Origin of the sequence: Streptomyces sp. NPDC058877, from assembly GCF_042742855.1 — a bacterium.
Taxonomy (GTDB): domain Bacteria; phylum Actinomycetota; class Actinomycetes; order Streptomycetales; family Streptomycetaceae; genus Streptomyces.
This window is the reverse complement of record NZ_JBHYMF010000061.1, coordinates 1-18,700: the sequence shown is the minus strand read 5'-3', so window position 1 is coordinate 18,700 and position 18,700 is coordinate 1. Positions and strand designations below refer to the sequence as shown.

General features: G+C 71.9%; 20 protein-coding genes. 9 read left to right on the top strand and 11 right to left on the bottom strand.

What is annotated here, in order from left to right; all coding sequences use genetic code 11:
* Positions 1-37: 37 nt before the first annotated feature.
* Positions 38-1,255 carry an acyl-CoA dehydrogenase family protein gene (locus ACFW2Y_RS16590; protein ID WP_384878940.1) on the bottom strand — a complete coding sequence of 406 codons (1,218 nt, stop codon included), beginning with the start codon at positions 1,253-1,255 and terminating at the stop codon, positions 38-40.
* 162 nt (positions 1,256-1,417) lie between these two features.
* Between ACFW2Y_RS16590 and ACFW2Y_RS16585 the strand changes: the two genes are divergently transcribed.
* Positions 1,418-2,065, top strand: a complete 648-nt coding sequence (locus ACFW2Y_RS16585; RefSeq protein WP_384878938.1) for a TetR family transcriptional regulator — start codon at positions 1,418-1,420, stop codon at positions 2,063-2,065.
* Here ACFW2Y_RS16585 and def read toward each other — a convergent pair.
* The gene (def, locus tag ACFW2Y_RS16580) at positions 2,062-2,643 is read right to left on the bottom strand and encodes a peptide deformylase (protein WP_384878935.1); all 582 of its coding nucleotides are present in this window, start codon (positions 2,641-2,643) and stop codon (positions 2,062-2,064) included. The genes ACFW2Y_RS16585 and def overlap by 4 nt on opposite strands.
* Before the next feature lie 126 nt (positions 2,644-2,769).
* Between def and ACFW2Y_RS16575 the strand changes: the two genes are divergently transcribed.
* From ACFW2Y_RS16575 to ACFW2Y_RS16555, 5 genes are all read left to right on the top strand, one after another.
* Positions 2,770-4,017, top strand: coding sequence for a MurT ligase domain-containing protein (locus tag ACFW2Y_RS16575; protein ID WP_384878933.1), 1,248 nt, complete (start codon positions 2,770-2,772; stop codon positions 4,015-4,017).
* 19 nt (positions 4,018-4,036) lie between these two features.
* On the top strand, positions 4,037-4,765 hold the full coding sequence (locus ACFW2Y_RS16570) for a type 1 glutamine amidotransferase (RefSeq protein WP_384878930.1): 729 nt from the start codon (positions 4,037-4,039) through the stop codon (positions 4,763-4,765).
* A gap of 158 nt (positions 4,766-4,923) precedes the next feature.
* Positions 4,924-5,949, top strand: a complete 1,026-nt coding sequence (locus ACFW2Y_RS16565; RefSeq protein ID WP_384878927.1) for a 6-phosphofructokinase — start codon at positions 4,924-4,926, stop codon at positions 5,947-5,949.
* Positions 5,950-6,051: 102 nt separating this feature from the next.
* Positions 6,052-7,002 (top strand): cytochrome c oxidase assembly protein, encoded by a 951-nt coding sequence (locus ACFW2Y_RS16560; protein WP_384878924.1) that lies wholly within the window; start codon positions 6,052-6,054, stop codon positions 7,000-7,002.
* Positions 7,003-7,177: 175 nt separating this feature from the next.
* Positions 7,178-7,378 (top strand): hypothetical protein, encoded by a 201-nt coding sequence (locus ACFW2Y_RS16555; protein ID WP_384878922.1) that lies wholly within the window; start codon positions 7,178-7,180, stop codon positions 7,376-7,378.
* Between the two features lie 13 nt (positions 7,379-7,391).
* Here the strand turns inward: ACFW2Y_RS16555 and ACFW2Y_RS16550 are convergent, their stop codons facing one another.
* Positions 7,392-8,423: a DUF3048 domain-containing protein gene (locus ACFW2Y_RS16550; RefSeq protein WP_384878919.1), complete on the bottom strand. Its 1,032-nt coding sequence runs from the start codon at positions 8,421-8,423 to the stop codon at positions 7,392-7,394.
* Between the two features lie 77 nt (positions 8,424-8,500).
* Here ACFW2Y_RS16550 and ACFW2Y_RS16545 point away from each other — a divergent pair, with 77 nt between their 5' ends.
* Together ACFW2Y_RS16545 and ACFW2Y_RS16540 are read left to right on the top strand one after the other, a co-directional pair.
* A complete protein-coding gene (locus ACFW2Y_RS16545; RefSeq protein WP_384878916.1) occupies positions 8,501-9,220 on the top strand; it encodes a lysophospholipid acyltransferase family protein in 720 nt (239 codons plus the stop codon).
* A gap of 63 nt (positions 9,221-9,283) precedes the next feature.
* Positions 9,284-10,318, top strand: a complete 1,035-nt coding sequence (locus ACFW2Y_RS16540; RefSeq protein WP_384878914.1) for an NAD-dependent epimerase/dehydratase family protein — start codon at positions 9,284-9,286, stop codon at positions 10,316-10,318.
* 75 nt (positions 10,319-10,393) lie between these two features.
* Here the strand turns inward: ACFW2Y_RS16540 and ACFW2Y_RS16535 are convergent, their stop codons facing one another.
* The 8 genes from ACFW2Y_RS16535 to ACFW2Y_RS16500 all read right to left on the bottom strand — a co-directional run bounded on the left by ACFW2Y_RS16535 (position 10,394) and on the right by ACFW2Y_RS16500 (position 17,464).
* Complete coding sequence (locus ACFW2Y_RS16535; protein WP_384878911.1) at positions 10,394-11,974, bottom strand: alpha/beta hydrolase; 1,581 nt, start codon at positions 11,972-11,974, stop codon at positions 10,394-10,396.
* Positions 11,975-12,109: 135 nt separating this feature from the next.
* The gene (locus ACFW2Y_RS16530; protein WP_384878975.1) at positions 12,110-12,853 is read right to left on the bottom strand and encodes an urease accessory protein UreD; all 744 of its coding nucleotides are present in this window, start codon (positions 12,851-12,853) and stop codon (positions 12,110-12,112) included.
* On the bottom strand, positions 12,850-13,527 hold the full coding sequence (gene ureG, locus ACFW2Y_RS16525; protein ID WP_384878909.1) for an urease accessory protein UreG: 678 nt from the start codon (positions 13,525-13,527) through the stop codon (positions 12,850-12,852). The genes ACFW2Y_RS16530 and ureG overlap by 4 nt, the downstream gene beginning before the upstream one ends.
* An 81-nt stretch (positions 13,528-13,608) precedes the next feature.
* Complete coding sequence (locus ACFW2Y_RS16520) at positions 13,609-14,274, bottom strand: urease accessory protein UreF (protein WP_384878908.1); 666 nt, start codon at positions 14,272-14,274, stop codon at positions 13,609-13,611.
* 10 nt (positions 14,275-14,284) lie between these two features.
* Positions 14,285-16,006 (bottom strand): urease subunit alpha, encoded by a 1,722-nt coding sequence (locus tag ACFW2Y_RS16515; protein ID WP_384878905.1) that lies wholly within the window; start codon positions 16,004-16,006, stop codon positions 14,285-14,287.
* On the bottom strand, positions 15,999-16,340 hold the full coding sequence (locus ACFW2Y_RS16510) for an urease subunit beta (protein ID WP_384878902.1): 342 nt from the start codon (positions 16,338-16,340) through the stop codon (positions 15,999-16,001). The genes ACFW2Y_RS16515 and ACFW2Y_RS16510 overlap by 8 nt, the downstream gene beginning before the upstream one ends.
* Positions 16,341-16,354: 14 nt before the next feature.
* Complete coding sequence (locus ACFW2Y_RS16505; protein ID WP_033201785.1) at positions 16,355-16,657, bottom strand: urease subunit gamma; 303 nt, start codon at positions 16,655-16,657, stop codon at positions 16,355-16,357.
* 162 nt (positions 16,658-16,819) lie between these two features.
* On the bottom strand, positions 16,820-17,464 hold the full coding sequence (locus tag ACFW2Y_RS16500) for a TetR/AcrR family transcriptional regulator (protein WP_384878900.1): 645 nt from the start codon (positions 17,462-17,464) through the stop codon (positions 16,820-16,822).
* A gap of 105 nt (positions 17,465-17,569) precedes the next feature.
* Here ACFW2Y_RS16500 and ACFW2Y_RS16495 point away from each other — a divergent pair, with 105 nt between their 5' ends.
* Complete coding sequence (locus ACFW2Y_RS16495) at positions 17,570-18,571, top strand: ABC transporter permease (RefSeq protein ID WP_384878898.1); 1,002 nt, start codon at positions 17,570-17,572, stop codon at positions 18,569-18,571.
* The last annotated feature ends 129 nt before the right edge of the window (positions 18,572-18,700 follow it).

Here is an 18,700-nt window from a genome sequence, read left to right as displayed (position 1 = left end):
CGGAGGCCGAGGGGTTCCGCTCGCCGTCGGCTGCCGGCTACTTCGCGAGGGCGCGGCTGATCACCATCCGCTGGATCTCGCTCGTGCCTTCGAAGATCGTGTAGATGGCGGCGTCGCGGTGCATGCGCTCCACCGGGTACTCGCGGGTGTAGCCGTTCCCGCCGAGGATCTGAATGGCCTGGGCCGTGACCCGCTTGGCGACCTCGCTCGCGTAGAGCTTGGACATGGAGCCCTCGGCCGCGGTGAAGGGCTTGCCCGCGGTCGCCATCCAGGAGGCCCGCCACACGAGGAGACGGGCCGCGTCGATCTGGGTGGCCATGTCGGCGAGCTGGAAGGCGACGCCCTGGTTCTCGATGATCGGGCGGCCGAACTGGACGCGGGTCTTGGCGTAGTCGAGGGCGACCTCGTACGCGGCGCGGGCGGTGCCGACGGCCATGGCGCCGACGGCCGGGCGGGAGGCCTCGAAGGTGGCCATGGCCGCGTTCTTCACCCGCTCCCCGCCGCCCGCCTCGGCCTTCTCCCGGGCGCGGGCGAGCCGCTCGTCGAGCTTCTCCTTGCCGCCGAGGAGGCAGTGGCCGGGGATCCGGACGTCTTCCAGGACGACCTCGGCGGTGTGGGAGGCCCGGATGCCGTGCTTCTGGAACTTCTGGCCCTGGGAGAGGCCGGGGGTGTTCGGCGGCACGATGAAGGAGGCGTGGCCCTTGGAGCCGAGTTCCGGTTCCACGACGGCCACGACCACGTGGACGTTGGCGATGCCGCCGTTGGTGGCCCAGGTCTTGGTTCCGTTGAGGATCCACTCGTCCTTGGCCCCGTCGTACACGGCCCGGGTCCGCATGGAGGCGACGTCGGAGCCCGCGTCGGGCTCGGAGGAGCAGAAGGCGGCGACCTTGACGTCGTCGGCGTCGCCGTACATCTGCGGGACCCAGGTGCCGATCTGCTCCTCGGTGCCGTTGGCGAGGACCCCGACGGCGGCGAGGCCGGTGCCGACGATGGAGAGGGCGATGCCGGCGTCGCCCCAGAAGAGCTCCTCCATGGCCATCGGGATGCCGAGACCGGTCGGGTCGAAGAATTGCTGGGCGTAGAAGTCGAGGGAGTAGATGCCGAGCTTGGCCGCTTCCTGGATGATCGGCCAGGGCGTCTCCTCACGCTCGTCCCACTCGGCCGCCGCGGGGCGCATCACATCGGCGGCGAAGCCGTGGAGCCAGTCGCGGACCTGCTTCTGGTCCTCGTTGAGTTCGAGCGCGAACTCACCCATGTTCCCTCCCAGCATGACGTTACTTGCGGTAACACCAGTCTGTTACCGGCTGGTAGAGACTGTCAACCTGCGAGGGAACGGTTCTCCGAGATCGACGCAGGACCCCCACCTGGTGTTACGTTGCGACAGCCTCACGAATCGCACGGGCGGGGAGACGCACCCATGGACATCGCACACCGGACCACCGACCAGCAGACGTCCGCCGAACAGCGGCGCCGCGAACTGCTGGAGGCGGCGGACCGGGTGGTGCTGCGGGACGGCCCCCAGGCATCCATGAACGCGATCGCTGCCGAGGCCGGCATCACCAAGCCGATCCTCTACCGCCACTTCGGCGACAAGGGCGGCCTGTACCGCGCCCTCGCCACCCGGCACACGGACGCGCTCCTCGCCTCGCTCCGCGCCTCCCTCGACGCCCCGGCCGACCGACGGCGCCGGGTCGAGGCCACCCTGGACACCTATCTGGCCTCCATCGAGGCGATGCCCCAGGTCTACCGCTTCCTCATGCACCCGGCGGAGGAGCCCCACCAGACCGAGCAGGGCTTCGACGTCGGCCGCCACTCGGCCCCCCTGCTCCGCAGGATGGGCGAGGAACTGGGTCAGGTCATCGCCGAACGCGTCGATCTGGGCCCCGGCGGCGAGGCACGGGCACGGATCTGGGGCCACGGCATCGTCGGCATGATGCACGCGGCCGGTGACTGGTGGCTCGGCGAGCGCCCCTGCTCCCGCGCCGAGCTGGTCAAGACCCTGGCGGACCTGCTGTGGGGCCGGCTCGCCGACGCCGACGACCTCCCCGGCGGGCCGGGGTTCTAGCAGTCCCGTCCCGCGGCGGGCTCACCCCCGCAGGGACGCCGCGCCCCCCAGGGCTGCCTGCGGATCGCGCGCAGCAGACGTGACTTGCGCCACCCCGTGACGCGGTCCGCGTAGACCCCGCCCGCCAGGTGGTCCGTCTCGTGCTGGAGACAGCGGGCGAAGAAGCCCGTGCCCTCGATCCGCACCGGAGTGCCGTCGAGGCGCACGCCCTCCACCACCGCACGGTCGAAGCGCGGCGTGGGCGCCTCCAGGCCCGGCAGGGAGAGACAGCCCTCGGGGCCACGGATCAGGTCGCCGTCCGCCTCCACCAGACGCGGGTTGACCACGTGTCCCAGGTGACGGACGTCCTCGTCGTCGGGACAGTCGTACACGAAGACCCGCAGCCCCACGCCCACCTGGTTCGCCGCGAGGCCGACGCCGTGCGCCGCGTACATCGTGGCGAACATGTCCTCGACGAGTCGGGCCAGTTCGGGACCGAAGTCGGTGACGGGCTCGCAGGGGCGGTGCAGCACGGGGTCGCCGAGGAGCGTCATCGCTCGGACGAGGCCGGAACTGCCGGGGATGGGCCGGTTTCGCATGGCCGTAAGGGTACGGTCCGCCGTGACCTCGTCGTTTCGCAGGACCGCAGCACGGTGCCGCTGTTCGGGCTGCTGGCCGGATCTCGATAGGCTGAGCCCGGACCGACGCAAGGAGGAACAAGAACGATGTCAGGACACCCCGGTAATCCAGAGCCGCTGTCGCCGCGCGCCAAGCTGGCCGTGACGGCGGGCAAGGCCGCGGCCGCGGTGTCGCGCGCGGCGGGACGCGGCAGCGGATCGGTGATCGGCGGCCGGGTGGCGTTGAAGCTCGACCCGGACCTTCTCGGTCGGCTCGCGCAGCATCTGGACGTCGTCCTGGTGTCGGCGACGAACGGCAAGACCACGACGACCCGGCTGATCGCCGAAGCGCTGCGCGTCAGCGGCCCCGTCGTCTCGAACGCCCTGGGCGCCAACATGCCCGCCGGCATCACCTCGGCGCTGGCCGGCGGCTCGGACTCCAAGTACGGCGTGATCGAGGTCGACGAGAAGTACCTCGCCGGCGTCGCCCGGGACACCACGCCCAAGGCGATCGCGCTGCTCAACCTCTCCCGCGACCAGCTCGACCGCGCTGCCGAGACCCGGATGCTCGCCGAGAAGTGGCGGGAGGGCCTCAACGGCACCAAGGCGGTGGTCATCGCCAACGCCGACGACCCGCTGATCGTGTGGGCCGCCTCCTCCTCCACCAATGTGGTGTGGGTCGCGGCCGGTCAGGAGTGGAAGGACGACGCCTGGTCCTGCCCCGCCTGCGGCGGTGTGATGCAGCGTCCGGGCGACGACTGGTTCTGCGGCGAGTGCGGCTTCCGGCGTCCCGCGCCGAGCTGGGCCCTCAGCGGCGACCACGTGCTCGACCCGCACGGTTCGGCCTGGCCGATCCGCCTCCAGCTGCCCGGACGCGCCAACAAGGCGAACGCCGCCACCTCGGCCGCCGTGGCCGCCGTCTTCGGCGTGCCGCCGCAGGTGGCCCTGGAGCGGATGTACCAGGTGCAGGCCGTCGCCGGACGCTACGACGTGGTGTCCTTCCAGGGGCGCGAGCTGCGACTGCTCCTCGCGAAGAACCCGGCCGGCTGGCTCGAAACGTTTTCCCTCATCGACGGGCCGCCCGCCCCGGTGATCCTCTCGGTCAACGCGCGGGGTGCCGACGGCACGGACACCTCCTGGCTGTGGGACGTGGACTACGGCCGGCTCGCCGGCCACCCGATCATGGTGATCGGCGACCGCCGGCTCGACCTGGCGGTCCGACTGGAGGTCGCGGGCGTGGACTTCCACGTCTGCGAGACCCTCGACGAGGCCGTCTCCATGGCCCCGCCCGGACAGGTCGAGCTGATCGCCAACTACACCGCCTTCCAGGACGTACGCCGCCGCGTCGGCAACTGACCCGTAGAGGACTTGCAGCATGAGTGACAGCAGCCTGCGTCTGGTCTGGGTCTACCCGGACCTGCTCAGCACCTACGGCGACCAGGGCAACGTCCTCGTCGTCGAGCGCCGCGCCAACCAGCGCCGCCTCAGCGTCGAGCGCGTCGACGTCCGCAGCGACCAGCCGGTCCCGACCTCGGGCGACATCTACCTGATCGGCGGCGGCGAGGACCGTCCGCAGCGGCTCGCGGCCGAGCGGCTGCGGCGGGACGGCGGGCTGAGCCGCGCCGCCGCCAACGGTGCGATCATCTTCTCGGTCTGCGCCGGGTACCAGATCCTGGGCCACGAGTTCATCAACGACCTCGGCGAGCGCGAGACGGGCCTCGGCCTGATCGACGTGATCTCGACCCGCGGCGAGGGCGAGCGGTGCGTCGGCGACGTCCTCGCGGACATCGACCCGCGCCTGGGCCTCCCCCAGCTGACCGGTTTCGAGAACCACCAGGGCATCACCCACCTCGGCCCGACGGCCCGGCCCTTCGCCCGGACCGTCTTCGGCAACGGGAACGGGACCGGGGACGGCACCGAGGGCGCGTACAACGACACCGTCTTCGGCACCTACATGCACGGCCCCGTCATGGCCCGGAACCCGCAGATCGCCGATCTGCTCCTGAAGCTGGCCCTCGACGTGAACGCGCTGCCGCCGACCGACGACCGCTGGTACGAGGCGCTGCGCGCCGAGCGCATCGCGGCGGCCACGCAGCCCTCCTGAGTCAGCGCGCACACCGCCGTTGGCCCCTCGTACGAAAGTACGTTGTCCACTGTGCGGACATCTGGTTCGGCCCCGCCACCCTGCGGCGATAGGGTGGCGGGGATCCAGCCGGACGACGTGGTCCGGGAGTCGGCCCACGTTGCAAAGGTTTTTGGGCTATGCGCATTGGCGTGCTCACCTCCGGCGGAGACTGCCCCGGTCTGAACGCAGTCATCCGTTCCGTCGTCCACCGCGCCGTCGTCGATCACGGTGACGAAGTCATCGGCTTCCACGACGGGTGGAAGGGCCTTCTGGAGTGCGACTACCGGAAGCTCGACCTGGACGCGGTCGGCGGCATCCTGGCCCGGGGCGGCACCATCCTCGGCTCCTCGCGGGTCCAGCCCGCCCACCTGGTCGACGGCGTCGAGCGCGCCAAGGGCCACGTCGCCGACCTGGGCCTCGACGCCATCATCCCGATCGGCGGCGAAGGCACCCTCAAGGCGGCGAACCTGCTCTCCGAAGCGGGACTCCCGATCGTCGGCGTGCCGAAGACGATCGACAACGACATCGCCTCCACCGACGTCACCTTCGGCTTCGACACGGCCGTCACGGTGGCCACCGAGGCCCTCGACCGGCTGAAGACCACCGCCGAGTCCCACCAGCGGGTCCTCGTCGTGGAGGTCATGGGCCGCCACACCGGTTGGATAGCGCTGCACTCCGGCATGGCCGCCGGCGCGCACGCCGTCGTGGTCCCCGAGCGCCCCTTCGACATCGACGAGCTGACCTCCCGGGTCGGCGCACGGTTCGAGGCCGGCAAGCGGTTCGCGATCGTGGTCGTGGCCGAGGGCGCGAAGCCGCGCGAGGGATCGATGGACTTCAAGACCGCCGGCACCGACATCTACGGCCACGAGCGCTTCACCGGCATCGCCAACCAGCTCTCCGCCGAGCTGGAGCGGCGCCTCGGCAAGGAGGCCCGCCCGGTCATCCTCGGCCACGTCCAGCGCGGCGGCACCCCGACCGCGTACGACCGGGTCCTCGCCACCCGCTTCGGCTGGCACGCGGTGGAGGCGGCGCACCGCGGCGAGTTCGGCATGCTGACCGCGCTGCGCGGCACGGAGATCACGATGGTCCCGCTGGCGCAGGCCGTGGAGACCCTCAAGACGGTCCCGGCCGACCGGTACGCCGAGGCCGAGTGCGTGCTCTGACGGCTCCCTTCCGTGACATCCGCCCCCGGTCGCAGTCGTGGCCGGGGGCGGTTCTAGTCTGGTGCGGACAACAAGCACGAATCGGGCTCCAGGAGTGCACAGATGGACCACAGCGGGCACGGCATGACCACGGACCTGCCGCCGTTCACGCTGGGACGGGGCTTGGAGTACTCTCCTGACGCCTTCTTCCTGATCGGCTGCCTCGCGGCACTCGGCCTGTACGGGTGGGGCGTGGTACGGCTCCGGCGGCGCGGGGACGCCTGGCCGGCGAGCCGGGCGGTGTTCTTCGCGGTGGGCGTGCTGAGCGTCGCCCTGATGATGTGCACCAAGCTGAACGACTACGGCATGGTCATGTTTAGCGTGCACATGGTGCAGCACATGGTGATCTCCATGCTGTCGCCGATCCTGCTGCTGCTCGGGGCGCCGGTGACCCTGGCGCTGCGGGCGCTGCCGGTGGCGGGACGGGGCTCCACCGGGCCCCGCGAACTGCTCCTGAAGCTGCTGCACAGCCGGTACATGAAGATCATCACGCACCCGGCGTTCACCATCTCCATGTTCATCGCGAGCCTCTACGCGCTGTACTTCTCGCCGCTCTTCGACTTCCTGATGGGGTCGAAGGCCGGGCACGTCGGCATGATGGTGCACTTCCTGATGGTGGGGCTGGTCTTCTTCTGGCCGATCATGGGCGTGGATCCGGGCCCGCACCGTCCCGGCTACGTCATGCGGATGCTGGAGCTGTTCGCGGGAATGCCGTTCCACGCGTTCTTCGGCATCGCGATGATGATGGCCAGCGAGCCGCTGGTGGAGACGTACAAGAACCCGCCGGCCTCGCTCGGCATCGACGCCCTCTCCGACCAGAACGCGGCGGGCGGCATCGCCTGGGCCTTCAGCGAGATCCCGTCCGTGATCGTGCTGATCGCGCTGGTCTACCAGTGGTACCACTCCGAGCAGCGGCAGGCGGTCCGCAAGGACCGGGCCGCCGACCGGGACGGCGACAAGGAACTGGAGGCCTACAACGCGTACCTGGCCTCGCTGCGGGCGCGCAGTCGCTGACTCCGCCCCCGCCCTCCACGGACCGCCTTCCGGGTCCGGTGCCGTTCCCCGGCGCCGGACCCGGTTCGCGTTCCGGCGCACGCCGGAGCTTCCTGGGAGTAGCGCACGCCCCTCCCGCGGGGTCACGATGGAACTCGGCGGCTTCCACGACCTCGGTCGGGAGGAGGACGGGCTGATGTCCGGTTCCACGAAGACGATGGCGGTGCTCACCTGCGCCGCGCTGGTGCTGACGACGGCCTACACGGTGGCGCTCGGCAGCAGCGGCTGGCTCTGGTTCGGTCTGATGGTGCTGCTCGTGTCGACGGTCGGCATGGCGGCGGCGGACAGTTCCGCGCCGCCCCCGCCGCGCCCCCGCCCGCCGGACCCCACGCCCTGAGCGGGGCGACGTCCTACGTCCGCGGGGCGAGGACGATCCAGGTCTGCCCCGGGGCGAAGGGCAGCGGGGCGCCCGAGGGGGTGGTGAACGTCGTGCCGGAGGCGGCCGAGGGACGGGACCAACGGGCCTCGTGGGCACGTCCGTCGCGCAGGACGAGCGCGGTCCCGGTGCCGACGGTCTCGCTGTACGGGGAGACCGAGCCGAGCCGGTCGTGGAAGCGGGACGGCCGCACGGCCACGCGCTGGACGACGACGGTCTCCGGAGTGAGCGGTCCGGTGTCGGTGGCGCGGGCTTCCCGGCCGTCCATGGCGACCCGCCAAGCGCGGTCGGCCGCGGACCAGGTGAAGGCGTAGCGGGCCGCCGGGTAGCGGATGGTGGAGGTCTCGACCGGGCGGCCACCGGGCGGGGCGGGGCCGAAGCGGAAGCCTATGTCCCGGGCCTCCTGGGCCTGCGGGACGGCGGCGAGGGCACGTGCGGGGCGCAGATAGAGGTTGTGCGGGGCCGACCGGTCCGGTGAGCGCAGGAACGCCCGGGGCGTGGTGGTCTCGGTGACGAGGTCGAGGGGTGCGGCCCGTAGCAGGGGGTTCAGGGCCGACTGCGCGCCCGAGTAGGCGAGCACGGGGCGCCCGAAGCCGGCGAGCAGTGCGATGTCGGACTCGCGGGCGCTGCGGACGGGACCGGTGAGCTCGGGGAAGTCGGAGGAGTAGACGGCCAGGAGTCGGGTGACGCCGCCCTCGACCTGTTCGACGTAGACGAGGTCGGCCGCGCCGAGGCCGGTGTGGGGGCGGGCCGCCGGCACGTTGTCCAGCTTCACGGCCAACACGGGGGCGGGCCGGGCGGGCAGGCCCGTGAAGGGCGACCGACCGGTGGGTGCGGGGTCCGTCGTGGCGGGCCTGGGGATCGGCGCGGGGACCGTGGTGGCGGGCGTGGGGCTCGGCTCCGACGGGCCCGGGCCGGAGCAGCCGTACAGCCCGGCCGCCGTCAGCACGCACAGCAGTGCGGTGAGGATGCGGCCGGGGCGCCCGGCCCCGCGCTCGTCCGTCATGTGACGCTCCTCCACCAGTGGACCACGGCCCCCGGTGGGGATACAACGGGCGTGACGGACGACGAACGGGGCCTCGGGTGTTCTACCAGTTGATGAAGCACGTACTGCTCGGACCGCTGCTCAAGCTGCTGTTCCGGCCGCGGATCGAAGGGCTCGAACACGTCCCGGACGAGGGGGCCGCCATCATCGCGGGCAACCACCTGTCCTTCTCCGACCACTTCCTGATGCCCGCCGTCCTGGACCGGCGGATCACCTTCCTCGCGAAGCAGGAGTACTTCACGGGCCCCGGGCTCAAGGGGCGGCTGACGGCGGCCTTCTTCCGGGCCGCCGGGCAGATTCCGGTGGACCGGTCCGGGAAGGAGGCCGGGCAGGCGGCGATCCGGGAGGGACTCGGCGTGCTCGACCGGGGTGAATTGCTCGGCATCTACCCGGAGGGGACCCGTTCGCACGACGGGCGACTGTACAAGGGCAAGGTGGGGGTGGCGGTGATGGCGCTGACCGCCGGGGTCCCGGTGGTGCCCTGCGCCATGGTGGGGACCTTCGAGATCCAGCCGCCGGGGAAGGTCGTGCCGAGGATCCGCCGGGTCACCACCCGCTTCGGCGAACCGCTGGACTTCTCCCGGTTCGCCGGCTTGGCCCGCGAGAAGGCCGTGGTCCGGGCGGTGACGGACGAGATCATGTACGAGATCCTGCGCCTGTCGGGTCAGGAGTACGTGGACGACTACGCGGCCGTGGTGAAGGCTGCGGAGGCGGACGCCGGCGGCCCCCCGCAGAAGTTCCCGCGCGACGATCGCTGAGGGCGGATCCGCGCACGGCGCAATGCGCCGGTCCGGCACCACGGCCCGCCGTAGCGTCGCCCCATGGCCATGGGAAGCGCATTCGTGCTGGGAGCGACGGGACAAGTGGGGCGGGCGGCCGTGCGGGCACTCGTCGGGGACGGCTGGGAGGTGACGGCCGCCTCGCGGGGCGGCCTCGGGGACGAAGGGTGGCCGGACGGGGTCCGGTCGGTCCGGTTGGACCGGAACGAGGAGGGTGCACTGGCTGCGGCACTGGGCGGGGGCACCGACGTCCTGGTGGACATGGTGGCGTACGACGCCGGGCACGCGGCCCAGTTGACCGGTCTCGCGGACCGGATCGGCTCGGCGGTGGTGGTGTCCAGCGGGGCGGTGTACGAGGACGGGGAGGGGCGCAGCTTCGACACCCAGGAAGAGCCCGACGGTTTTCCGAGCTATCCGGTGCCGATCCCGGAGTCCCAGGCGACGGTGGCGCCGGGCAGCACGTCGTATTCCACCCGGAAGGTCGCCCTGGAGCGGGACCTGATGGCGGTCGGAAGGCTGCTGCCGACGACGCTGCTGCGGGCGGGGGCGATCCACGGCCCGCACTGCCGGTCCCCGCGCGAGCTGTTCTTCGTGAAGCGGGCGCTCGACCGGCGACCGGTGCGGGTGTTGGCGTACGGGGGTGCGCCGCGGTTCCATCCGGCACACGTGGACAACCTGGCCGAGCTGATCCGGCTCGCGGCGGCACGGCCGGGCACGCGGGTGCTGAACGCCGCGGACCCGGAGGCGCCGACGGTCGCGGAGATCTCCGCCGCGGTGGACGCGGTCGTCGGGGTGGAGAGCGAGACGGTGCTGGTGGACGGGCCGCCGCCGGTGGGCATCGTCGGCCTGACGCCCTGGGGCGTGGACCGGCCGATCGTGTACGACATGACGGCGGCGGAGCACGCCCTGGGCTACCGGCCGGTGGTGCGGTACGCGGAGTCGCTGCCCGCGACGGTGGACTGGCTGGCGGAGCGACTCGTGGGGCGGGGGTGGCTGGAGGCCTTCCCGAACCTCACGAAGTACGGGCAGGACTGGTTCGACTACGCGGCCGAGGACGCCTGGCTCGCCGCGCGCTGATCGGGTAACGCCGTCACGAGGGGGGCGGGCCGTCGAACGGCCTCGCCCCCCTCGTTCACCGGGCTCCGGACCGGATCACGGCTGCGGAGTGGCGTGCGGGGCGCAGGTCTGGTCCGTGGCGTCGAGCCTTCCGGTCAGCAGGTAGTCCTCGACCTTGGGGTTGATGCACGGGTTGGGCAGGTTGGTGATGCCGTGCGAGCCGGCGTCCCGCTCCGTGATCAGACGCGATCCCTTGAACCGCTTGTGCAGTTCGACGGCGCCCGCGTACGGGGTGGCGGCATCGCGCTCGGACTGGGTGATGAGCACCGGGGGAAGGCCCTTGCCCGTCCTGACCTGCACCGGGCGCTGGTGGGGAGCGGCCCAGGTGGCACAGGGCAGGTTCATCCAGGCGTTGGCCCAGGTCATGAACGGGTACTGCGCGTGGAGACGGGAGTTGTCCCGGTCCCACTTCTTCCAGCTGGTCGGCCAGGGGGCGTCGGCGCACTCGACCGCGTTGTAGACGGCGTTGCCGTTCTCCGCGGCGATGTTGCCCGCGGTGTCGGTGAGGTCGGCTGCGGCCGCGTCGATCAGCGGCTGCGGGTCACCGGCGACGTACGCGCTCCAGGCCTCGGCCACCGGAGCCCACATGGAGTCGTAGTAGGGCGCGTACTGGAAGAAGCCGATGAGCTCGGCCGGACCGACCGTACCGCCGAGGGGTTCCTTCTTGGCCGCGGCGCGCAGGGTGTCCCACTGGTGCCGGACCTCCGCCAGGGTGTTGCCGAGGTGGTAGGCGTCGTCGTGCTGGGCGACCCAGCTCATCCAGTCGGTGAGCCGTCCCTCGAAGGCGATGTCCTGGCCGAGGTTGGCCTGGTACCAGATGTTGCGGGTCGACGGGTTCACCACGCTGTCCAGGACCATGCGGCGGACGTGCGTCGGGAACAGGGTGCCGTAGACCGCGCCCAGGTAGGTGCCGTACGAGACGCCGACGAAGTTGAGCTTCTTCTCGCCGAGGGCGGCACGGATGACGTCGAGGTCGCGTGCGGTGTTGGGCGTCGTCATGTACGGGAGCATGTCGCCGCTCTTCTCGGCGCAGCCCTTGGCGTACTCGGCGGCGAGCTTGCGCTGCGCCAGCTTGTCGGCCTCGCTGTCGGGCACCGGGTCGAGCTTGGGGCCCTTCACGAACTCGGTCGGATCGACGCAGGAGATGGGCGCCGAGTGGCCGACGCCGCGCGGGTCGAAGCCCACGAAGTCGTAGGCCCTGGCGGCGTTCGCCCAGATCTTGCTCTTGGTGGTGACCCGGCGCGGGAAGCGCAGGCCCGAGCCGCCGGGGCCGCCCGGGTTGTAGACCAGCGCGCCCTGGTGTTCGGCGGGCGTGCCGGTCGCGTCGATCCGGTCGACGGCGAGCTTGATGGTCTTGCCGTTCGGTTTCGCGTAGTCGACGGGGACGGTGACCCAACCGCACTGGATCGGCTTCTCCAGACCCCAGTCGGCCGGGCAGTCCTGCCAGTCGATGCCCGCACGGGCGGCGCGGGCGGCGGCGACGGCAACGCCGATCGCCTCGGCGTCACGCGAGTTCCGGTTGCTCGCGGCGTTGGCCGCGGGGGCCGCGAGCGCGCCCGCGACCAGTGCGCCCGCTATCAGAGTGCCGGCCGAACCGAGCACCGCTGTGCCTCTCAATGGGTCCTCCCCCTGAAGGATGTGATGGTCCGTCGGGGCGATCCTCGCGTTCCCGGGACCCACGATGAAGGAGTGACCACGTTTCTTTGCCGAACCAATAACCGGTGAGGCGTGTACCGCTGAGCGGTGAGGCGGTCAGAGCGGTGCGAGTTCGTCCAGAGCCGCGTCGAGGAGCCTGCGCAGCGTGAGCGCGTCCATGGCGACGGCGGTGGCGAGTGCGGCCGGTCCGGCGAGCGGCGTGACCACGGCATTTTCCCCGTACCGTCGCACCTCGATCGGCTTCTCTGCGAACTCCGGGTCGACGACCAGGAGTTGACCGGTGACCCGGTGCCCACCGAGCACTGCGCCGCCGTCCCAACCGCCGGGCGCGCCGGCACCGAAGGTCAGCTCCTGGTCGAGCAGGGGGCGAGCGGCGCGGCGGACGGTGAGGCGGGTACTGAGGGTTCCGGGGGACTCTCCGTGTCGGCCGAGCACCTGTTCTTCGCGGAGGACGAGCCTGGCCGTGGGGGCGAGTTCGACGGTGGTCCGCATCTTCAGGTGGGAGCCGTCGACGGAGACGAGCTGTTCGGGCAGCCAGCGGAGCACCCCGCCGTCGCCGACGGTGATCCGAACGTCGTACGCGGCGGGTTCGGCGCTCCGTCCCGGCAGGGCGAGGGTGGCCGCGGCCGAGTCGACGAGCAGTCGGGCCCCGTCCCGCACCTCGGCCTCGATCGCGAGCCGGTCACCACCGAGCGGGGCGCTCATCGCCCCGACGACGGTGACGCGGGTGTACGGTCCGACGGCCCGGGTCCGACGCAGGGCAAGCGGCCCCTCACTCACCAGGAGCGGCAAGCCGCCGTCGGCGGAGGCGGCGATCCGGGCGGTGGCACGCAGACTCACGCGGTCCATGCCCCGAGCTGCGCGCGGACCCAGTCGGCGACGGGGGCGATGCCGTTCTCGGCGCGCAAGGAGGTGAGGGCGACGGGGAGCGCGCCGCGCTGTTCCTTCGCGTCCCGGGCCATCCGCTCCAGGTCGGAGCCGACGTGGGGAGCGAGGTCGGTCTTGTTGATCACCAAGAGATCGGCGGTGGTCACGCCGGGACCGCCCTTGCGCGGGATGTCGTCGCCTCCGGCCACGTCGATGACGAAGATCTGGGCGTCGACGAGCCCCTTGGAGAAGGTGGCGGTGAGGTTGTCCCCGCCGGACTCGACGAGGACGAGGTCGAGCGGGCCGACGGCGTCCTCCAGTTCTTCGACGGCTTCGAGGTTGGCGGAGATGTCGTCGCGGATGGCGGTGTGCGGACAGGCGCCGGTCTCCACGGCCCGGATGCGCTCGGGCGGCAGCACGGCGTTGCGCAGCAGGAACTCGGCGTCCTCGCGGGTGTAGATGTCATTGGTGACGACCGCGAGGGAGAGGGTGTCGCGCAGGGCCCGGCAGAGCGCGGCGACGGTGGCGGTCTTGCCGGAGCCGACCGGCCCGCCGAGCCCGATGCGCAGGGCGCGGCGGGTGCCGTCGGGGCGGTGGGCGTCGGCGGAAACGGCGCCGTGGCGGGCGTGGCCGTGGTCGAGGTGCATGGGGCGGCTCCTGGCTGGTTCTGGTGCGGGGCTGTCGGAGGGCTGGTGCCGGCGGGCCCGCGCGAGGGTGGAGGGGGTTGGTTACGAGGCGAAGAGGCGGACGGGCCAGGCCGCGTGTTGTTCGGCGGTGAGGTCGAGCAGCGGTGCGGAGGCAGCGGGCAGGGCGTCGATGCCTTGCCGGGCTGCCGTGGCGGCCCGCTCGGCCACCCGGTCCATCTCGGGCGCGAGGCGGGCGAGGACGGCAGTCGCCTGGTAGGGGTCGAGGCTGAGGAGGCGTACGACGGCGGTCGCCGGGCCGCCGACGGTCTCGTACGCGATGCAATGCGCCGCGTCCTCGGGACCGAGCCCGGCCCCCCTCGCAGCCGTGCCGAGGACGATGGGTTGATGGGCTCCGCGGGGGAACGCACCTGCCAGCACGTCGAGTTCACTGCTCGGCCAGGCGATGCGGGCGGCCCTCATCAACTGACGGCCGAGCTTGCGGGCGGCCTCCCGGAGGGCCGGCGAGGGGGTGCGGGCGTCGGCTGCCGCATCGAGCTCGTACGGGTCGAGTCCGTGTGCGGCACCGGCGGCGAGCGCGGCCGAGGTGAGGCCGGTGGTGTGCAGGCGGCCCCGGCAGAAGGACTCCAGGTCGGCGGCGTCCCTGATACGGCCGGCCTTGACGGCGGCCTCGGCACCGCCGGAGTGGGCGTGCCCGCCGGCGGGGAACCGCCCGTCGGCGAGCACCAGGAGTGCGGATCGGGTCGTCATCGGGACCCCGTCAGAAGAGGAAGTAGCGCTGGGCCATGGGGAGTTCCGCAGCGGGCGCCGGTTCGACCGGATCGCCGTCGATGCTCACCGAGAAGGTGTCGGCATCCACTTCGACCCGGGGCAGGGCGTCGTTCTCCCGCATGTCCGCCTTGGTCACCCGCCGGGTGGAACCGATCGCGGCGAACTCCTTGTACAGGCCGAGCTTCTGGGGGAGGTCGTCCTCGATCGCCGCTTCGGAGACGAAGTTGACCGAGCCTGCCGCGGCGGCTCGGCCGAGGGCGCCGAACATCGGGCGCGGCAGCACCGGCTGGGGCGTGGGAATGGAGGCGTTGGCGTCCCCCATCTGCGCGTACGCGATCTGTCCGCCCTTGACGACCACGAGCGGCTTCACTCCGAAGAAGGCGGGATCCCAGAGCACCAGGTCGGCGAGCTTGCCCGGCTCGACGGAGCCGATGAGGTGGTCCATGCCCTGGGCGACCGCCGGGTTGATCGTGTACTTGGCGACGTAGCGGCGGGCCCGGTGGTTGTCGGCGCGGCCGTCGCCGGGCAGGGCACCGCGGCGCTTCTTCATGACGTGGGCGGTCTGCCAGGTCCGCATGATCACCTCGCCGATCCGTCCCATGGCCTGGGAGTCGGAGGAGATGATCGAAATGGCACCCAGGTCGTGGAGGACGTCTTCGGCGGCGATGGTGGAGGGGCGGATGCGGGACTCGGCGAAGGCGAGGTCCTCGGGGACGGCGGGGTTGAGGTGGTGGCAGACCATCAGCATGTCGAGGTGTTCCTCGATGGTGTTGACGGTGTGGGGCCGGGTCGGGTTGGTCGAGCTGGGCAGGACGTACGGCTCGGAGACGACCGTGATGATGTCGGGGGCGTGCCCGCCGCCGGCCCCCTCGGTGTGGTAGGCGTGGATGGTGCGTCCGGCGATGGCGGCGAGGGTGTCGCCGACGAAGCCCGCCTCGTTGAGGGTGTCGGTGTGGATGGCGAGTTGGGCACCCGTTTCCTCGCACACGCCCAGGCAGGCGTCGATCACGGCGGGGGTGGCTCCCCAGTCCTCGTGGATCTTGAAGCCGAGCGCACCGCCGCGCAGCTGGGAGTGCATGGCGTCCCGGGACATCGTGTTGCCCTTGCCGAGCAGGCCGATGTTGACGGGGAAGGTGTCGAGGGCCTCGAACATCCGGGCCGTGTGCCAGGGGCCCGGCGTGATCGTGGTCGCCTTGGTGCCCTCCGCCGGTCCGGTGCCGCCGCCGACGAGGGTGGTCACGCCGGTGGCCAGGGCCTGCTCGACGACGGTCGGCGAGATGAAGTGGACATGGGCGTCGATGGCGCCGGCGGTGAGGATCCGGCCATTGCCGACGATGATCTCGGTCTCGGGCCCGATGACGAGGTCGGGGTGGACGCCGTCCATGGTGTCGGGGTTGCCGGCCTTGCCCAGCGCGGTGATCCGGCCGTCCCTGATGCCGACGTCGGCCTTGACGACGCCCCAGTGGTCGATGACGACGGCGCCGGTGATCACGGTGTCGGGGGCCCCCTCGGCCCGGGTGGTGCGGGCTTGCCCCATCGACTCGCGCACGACCTTGCCGCCGCCGAAGACGGCTTCTTCGCCGGCCCGTCCGGGACCGCCGCAGCGGTCCTCCTCGATCTCGACGAGCAGGTCGGTGTCGGCCAGCCGGATGCGGTCACCGGCGGTGGGGCCGAACAGGTCGGCGTAGACGGAGCGGTGGAGGTCAGGCACGGTCGCCCTCCTGGTCCTGCCCCGGGGCGTCGAGGGGGCCCGCGGTCTCTCCGCGCAGCCCGGGTACGATCCGACGGCCGGCGATCGGCACCAGTTCGACCTCGACGGCGATGCCGGGCTCGAAGCGGACGGCGGTGCCGGCGGCGATGTGCAACCGCTTTCCGCGGGCGGCGGCGCGGTCGAAGTCCAGACCGGGGTTGACCTCGGCGAAGTGGTAGTGGGAGCCGACCTGTACGGGCCGGTCGGCGGCATTGAGGACGGTCAGGCGGGTGACGGGGCGCCCCTCGTTGAGGGCGACGACACCGTCCGCGTGAAGGATCTCTCCGGGGATCATGGATGGTCGCCCGCTCACACGATCGGGTCGTGGACGGTGACGAGCTTGGTGCCGTCGGGGAAGGTGGCCTCGACCTGGACGTCATGGATCATCTCCGGGATGCCGTCCATGACCTCGTCGCGGGTGAGGACCTTGCGCCCCGAGGCCATCAGCTCGGCCACGGTGCGGCCGTCGCGGGCGCCTTCCAGGATGTGGGAGGTGAGGAGCGCCACGGCCTCGGGATGGTTGAGCCGCACCCCGCGGGCCCGGCGCTTCTCGGCCACGTCGGCCGCCACATGGATGAGCAGGCGCTCCTGCTCGTGCGGGCTCAGTTGCACTCTTCCACCTCACAGTCGTCGACCGGGACGACGCCCGGACAGCTGCGGACCCTACCGACCGTCAACACTCTGTTGAACTGCGACGACGCGTGTGCGGCCAGAGATTGCACGTTAGGGCGGAAGTTTTTCCGGCTCGTTAACTCCGACTTGGCAATCCCATGATCATTCGATCGACCCGCCTCCTTCGGACGGCGATGAAGGAACGGACATGGACATGATTCCGCGCAGGCCGTCCTCCAGGTCCTCGGCGGTGACGCCCCCGAAGAGCGCCTGCTGGGCGATGAAGCCCTGGGCGGCGGCGATGAGGGTGCGGGCCACGCGCTCGGGCGGAACGTCGGCGGCCAGGATGCCGCCCTCCTGATAGGCGACGACCAGCCTCGTCCATGCCGCACGCATCCCGTGGTAGCCCTCGGCGAGGATGCCGGCCAGCTCCTCGTTCCTCAGGGTCTCCGTCCACGCCTGGACGATCAGGCGCGCGAAGGCCTGCGGGTCCGCGCCCTCGATCCGCTCCTCCAGGAAGAGCCTGAGCACCGCGCCGAGGAGAACGTCGGGGGTGGGCGGCGGAGTGGCGCGGGACGCCTCTTCGAAGGCGCCCCGGATCGAGGCGAAGGCCCCGGCCGCGATCGCGGCGATCAGCTCGTCCTTGCTGCGGAAGTAGCGGTAGACGGCCCCGGCGGACAGCCCCACCTCGGCGAGCACGTCCTGCATGGACGTGGCGTGGAAGCCGTTTCTGGCGAAGCAGCGTGCTGCGCCGTCGAGGATCTGACGCCGCCGGGCATCGAGGTGTTCTTGGGAGACGCGTGCCATGGGACGAATCTAAAACGAATGTTCATTCTTGACAACTTCCCACTCTCGGCGCACAGTGACGCTGACACTAAAACGAACGATCCTTCTCTTTGAATCGAGGTCGCCATGGCCGCCGACACCGACCGCTCGACCACCGCGGGGCACAGAACCCTCGCGGTGCTCGCCCTGATACCGGCCGTCGCCGCACTGGCCCTCTCGCTCTTCGCCTGGCCGGCGGCACGCATCGCCCCCCGGGACCTACCGATCGGCGTGGCCGGCCCCACCGCGGCGGTCGAGGCCGTGGAGCAGGGGCTCAACCGCCGCGAGGGGGCCTTCGAGATCCACCGGTACGCGGACGCGGGCGGGGCCAGGGCCGCGATCGAGGCCCGCGACGTATACGGCGCCGTGGTCGTCACCCCGCAGGGAACGGAGCTCCTCACCGCCTCGGCGGCGAGCCCCGTCGTGGCCGGGCTCCTGCGCGAGGCCGTCACCGCGCAGGCGCCGGCGGGTGCGCGCGTCCGGGTCACCGACGTGGTCGCCGCACCGGTCGGGGACCCCCGGGGCGCCGTGCTCGGCGCGAGCCTGTTGCCCCTCGCCCTCGCCGGTGCGGCCACCGGCGCCACCACCGTCCTCCTGGGCCTGCGCGGGGTGCGGGGGGCCGCCGCCCAGGTGGGTGCGGCTGCACTCGCGGGCCTCGTGGGCGCGGCGCTCGCCGACAGTTGGCTCGGCGCCCTGGACGGTTCCTGGTGGGCGGAGGCCGGGGTGTTCGGCCTGACCGTACTGGCGATCGGTGCGACGTTCGCGGGACTGACCACCCTGCTCGGCCGGCCGGGCCTCGGCCTGGGCGCGGCCCTGACGATCCTGCTGGGCAATGCGTTCTCGGGGATGTCGGGCGCCCCCGAGTTGCTGCCCTCCGGGGTCGGCGCACTGGGTCAGTGGCTGCCGCCGGGCGCAGCGGGCTCGGCCCTCCGCTCCGTGTCCTCCTTCGAGGGCGCGGCGGCCGGCCGGCCGCTGCTCGCGCTCTCCCTGTGGGCGGCGGCGGGCCTCGGGGCGACGGTGCTCGGGGCGCGGCGGCGCGGGGAGGGAGCATCCCCCTCACCGGCGCCGGCCGCGGTGACCGCGGGCTGAGGGGCCCGCGCACCACGAGAACGGTCCCGCGCCCCGGAGCGGGCCGGGCTCCAGCGATCATCGCAACACGTCGAGGGCCGGAACGACACCCGGCCGCACGGGTGCTTCCCGCCTCGAAGGGGCGGGAAG

What these genes read in the sequence shown, in the direction of transcription:
- ACFW2Y_RS16590 (WP_384878940.1), bottom strand. Translation starts at nt 1,255, where the DNA reads ATGGGTGAGTTCGCGCTCGAACTCAACGAGGACCAGAAGCAGGTCCGC.
- ACFW2Y_RS16585 (WP_384878938.1), top strand. Translation starts at nt 1,418, where the DNA reads ATGGACATCGCACACCGGACCACCGACCAGCAGACGTCCGCCGAACAG.
- def (WP_384878935.1), bottom strand. Translation starts at nt 2,643, where the DNA reads ATGCGAAACCGGCCCATCCCCGGCAGTTCCGGCCTCGTCCGAGCGATG.
- ACFW2Y_RS16575 (WP_384878933.1), top strand. Translation starts at nt 2,770, where the DNA reads ATGTCAGGACACCCCGGTAATCCAGAGCCGCTGTCGCCGCGCGCCAAG.
- ACFW2Y_RS16570 (WP_384878930.1), top strand. Translation starts at nt 4,037, where the DNA reads ATGAGTGACAGCAGCCTGCGTCTGGTCTGGGTCTACCCGGACCTGCTC.
- ACFW2Y_RS16565 (WP_384878927.1), top strand. Translation starts at nt 4,924, where the DNA reads ATGCGCATTGGCGTGCTCACCTCCGGCGGAGACTGCCCCGGTCTGAAC.
- ACFW2Y_RS16560 (WP_384878924.1), top strand. Translation starts at nt 6,052, where the DNA reads ATGGACCACAGCGGGCACGGCATGACCACGGACCTGCCGCCGTTCACG.
- ACFW2Y_RS16555 (WP_384878922.1), top strand. Translation starts at nt 7,178, where the DNA reads ATGTCCGGTTCCACGAAGACGATGGCGGTGCTCACCTGCGCCGCGCTG.
- ACFW2Y_RS16550 (WP_384878919.1), bottom strand. Translation starts at nt 8,423, where the DNA reads ATGACGGACGAGCGCGGGGCCGGGCGCCCCGGCCGCATCCTCACCGCA.
- ACFW2Y_RS16540 (WP_384878914.1), top strand. Translation starts at nt 9,284, where the DNA reads ATGGCCATGGGAAGCGCATTCGTGCTGGGAGCGACGGGACAAGTGGGG.
- ureG (WP_384878909.1), bottom strand. Translation starts at nt 13,527, where the DNA reads ATGCACCTCGACCACGGCCACGCCCGCCACGGCGCCGTTTCCGCCGAC.
- ACFW2Y_RS16520 (WP_384878908.1), bottom strand. Translation starts at nt 14,274, where the DNA reads ATGACGACCCGATCCGCACTCCTGGTGCTCGCCGACGGGCGGTTCCCC.
- ACFW2Y_RS16510 (WP_384878902.1), bottom strand. Translation starts at nt 16,340, where the DNA reads ATGATCCCCGGAGAGATCCTTCACGCGGACGGTGTCGTCGCCCTCAAC.
- ACFW2Y_RS16500 (WP_384878900.1), bottom strand. Translation starts at nt 17,464, where the DNA reads ATGGCACGCGTCTCCCAAGAACACCTCGATGCCCGGCGGCGTCAGATC.
- ACFW2Y_RS16495 (WP_384878898.1), top strand. Translation starts at nt 17,570, where the DNA reads ATGGCCGCCGACACCGACCGCTCGACCACCGCGGGGCACAGAACCCTC.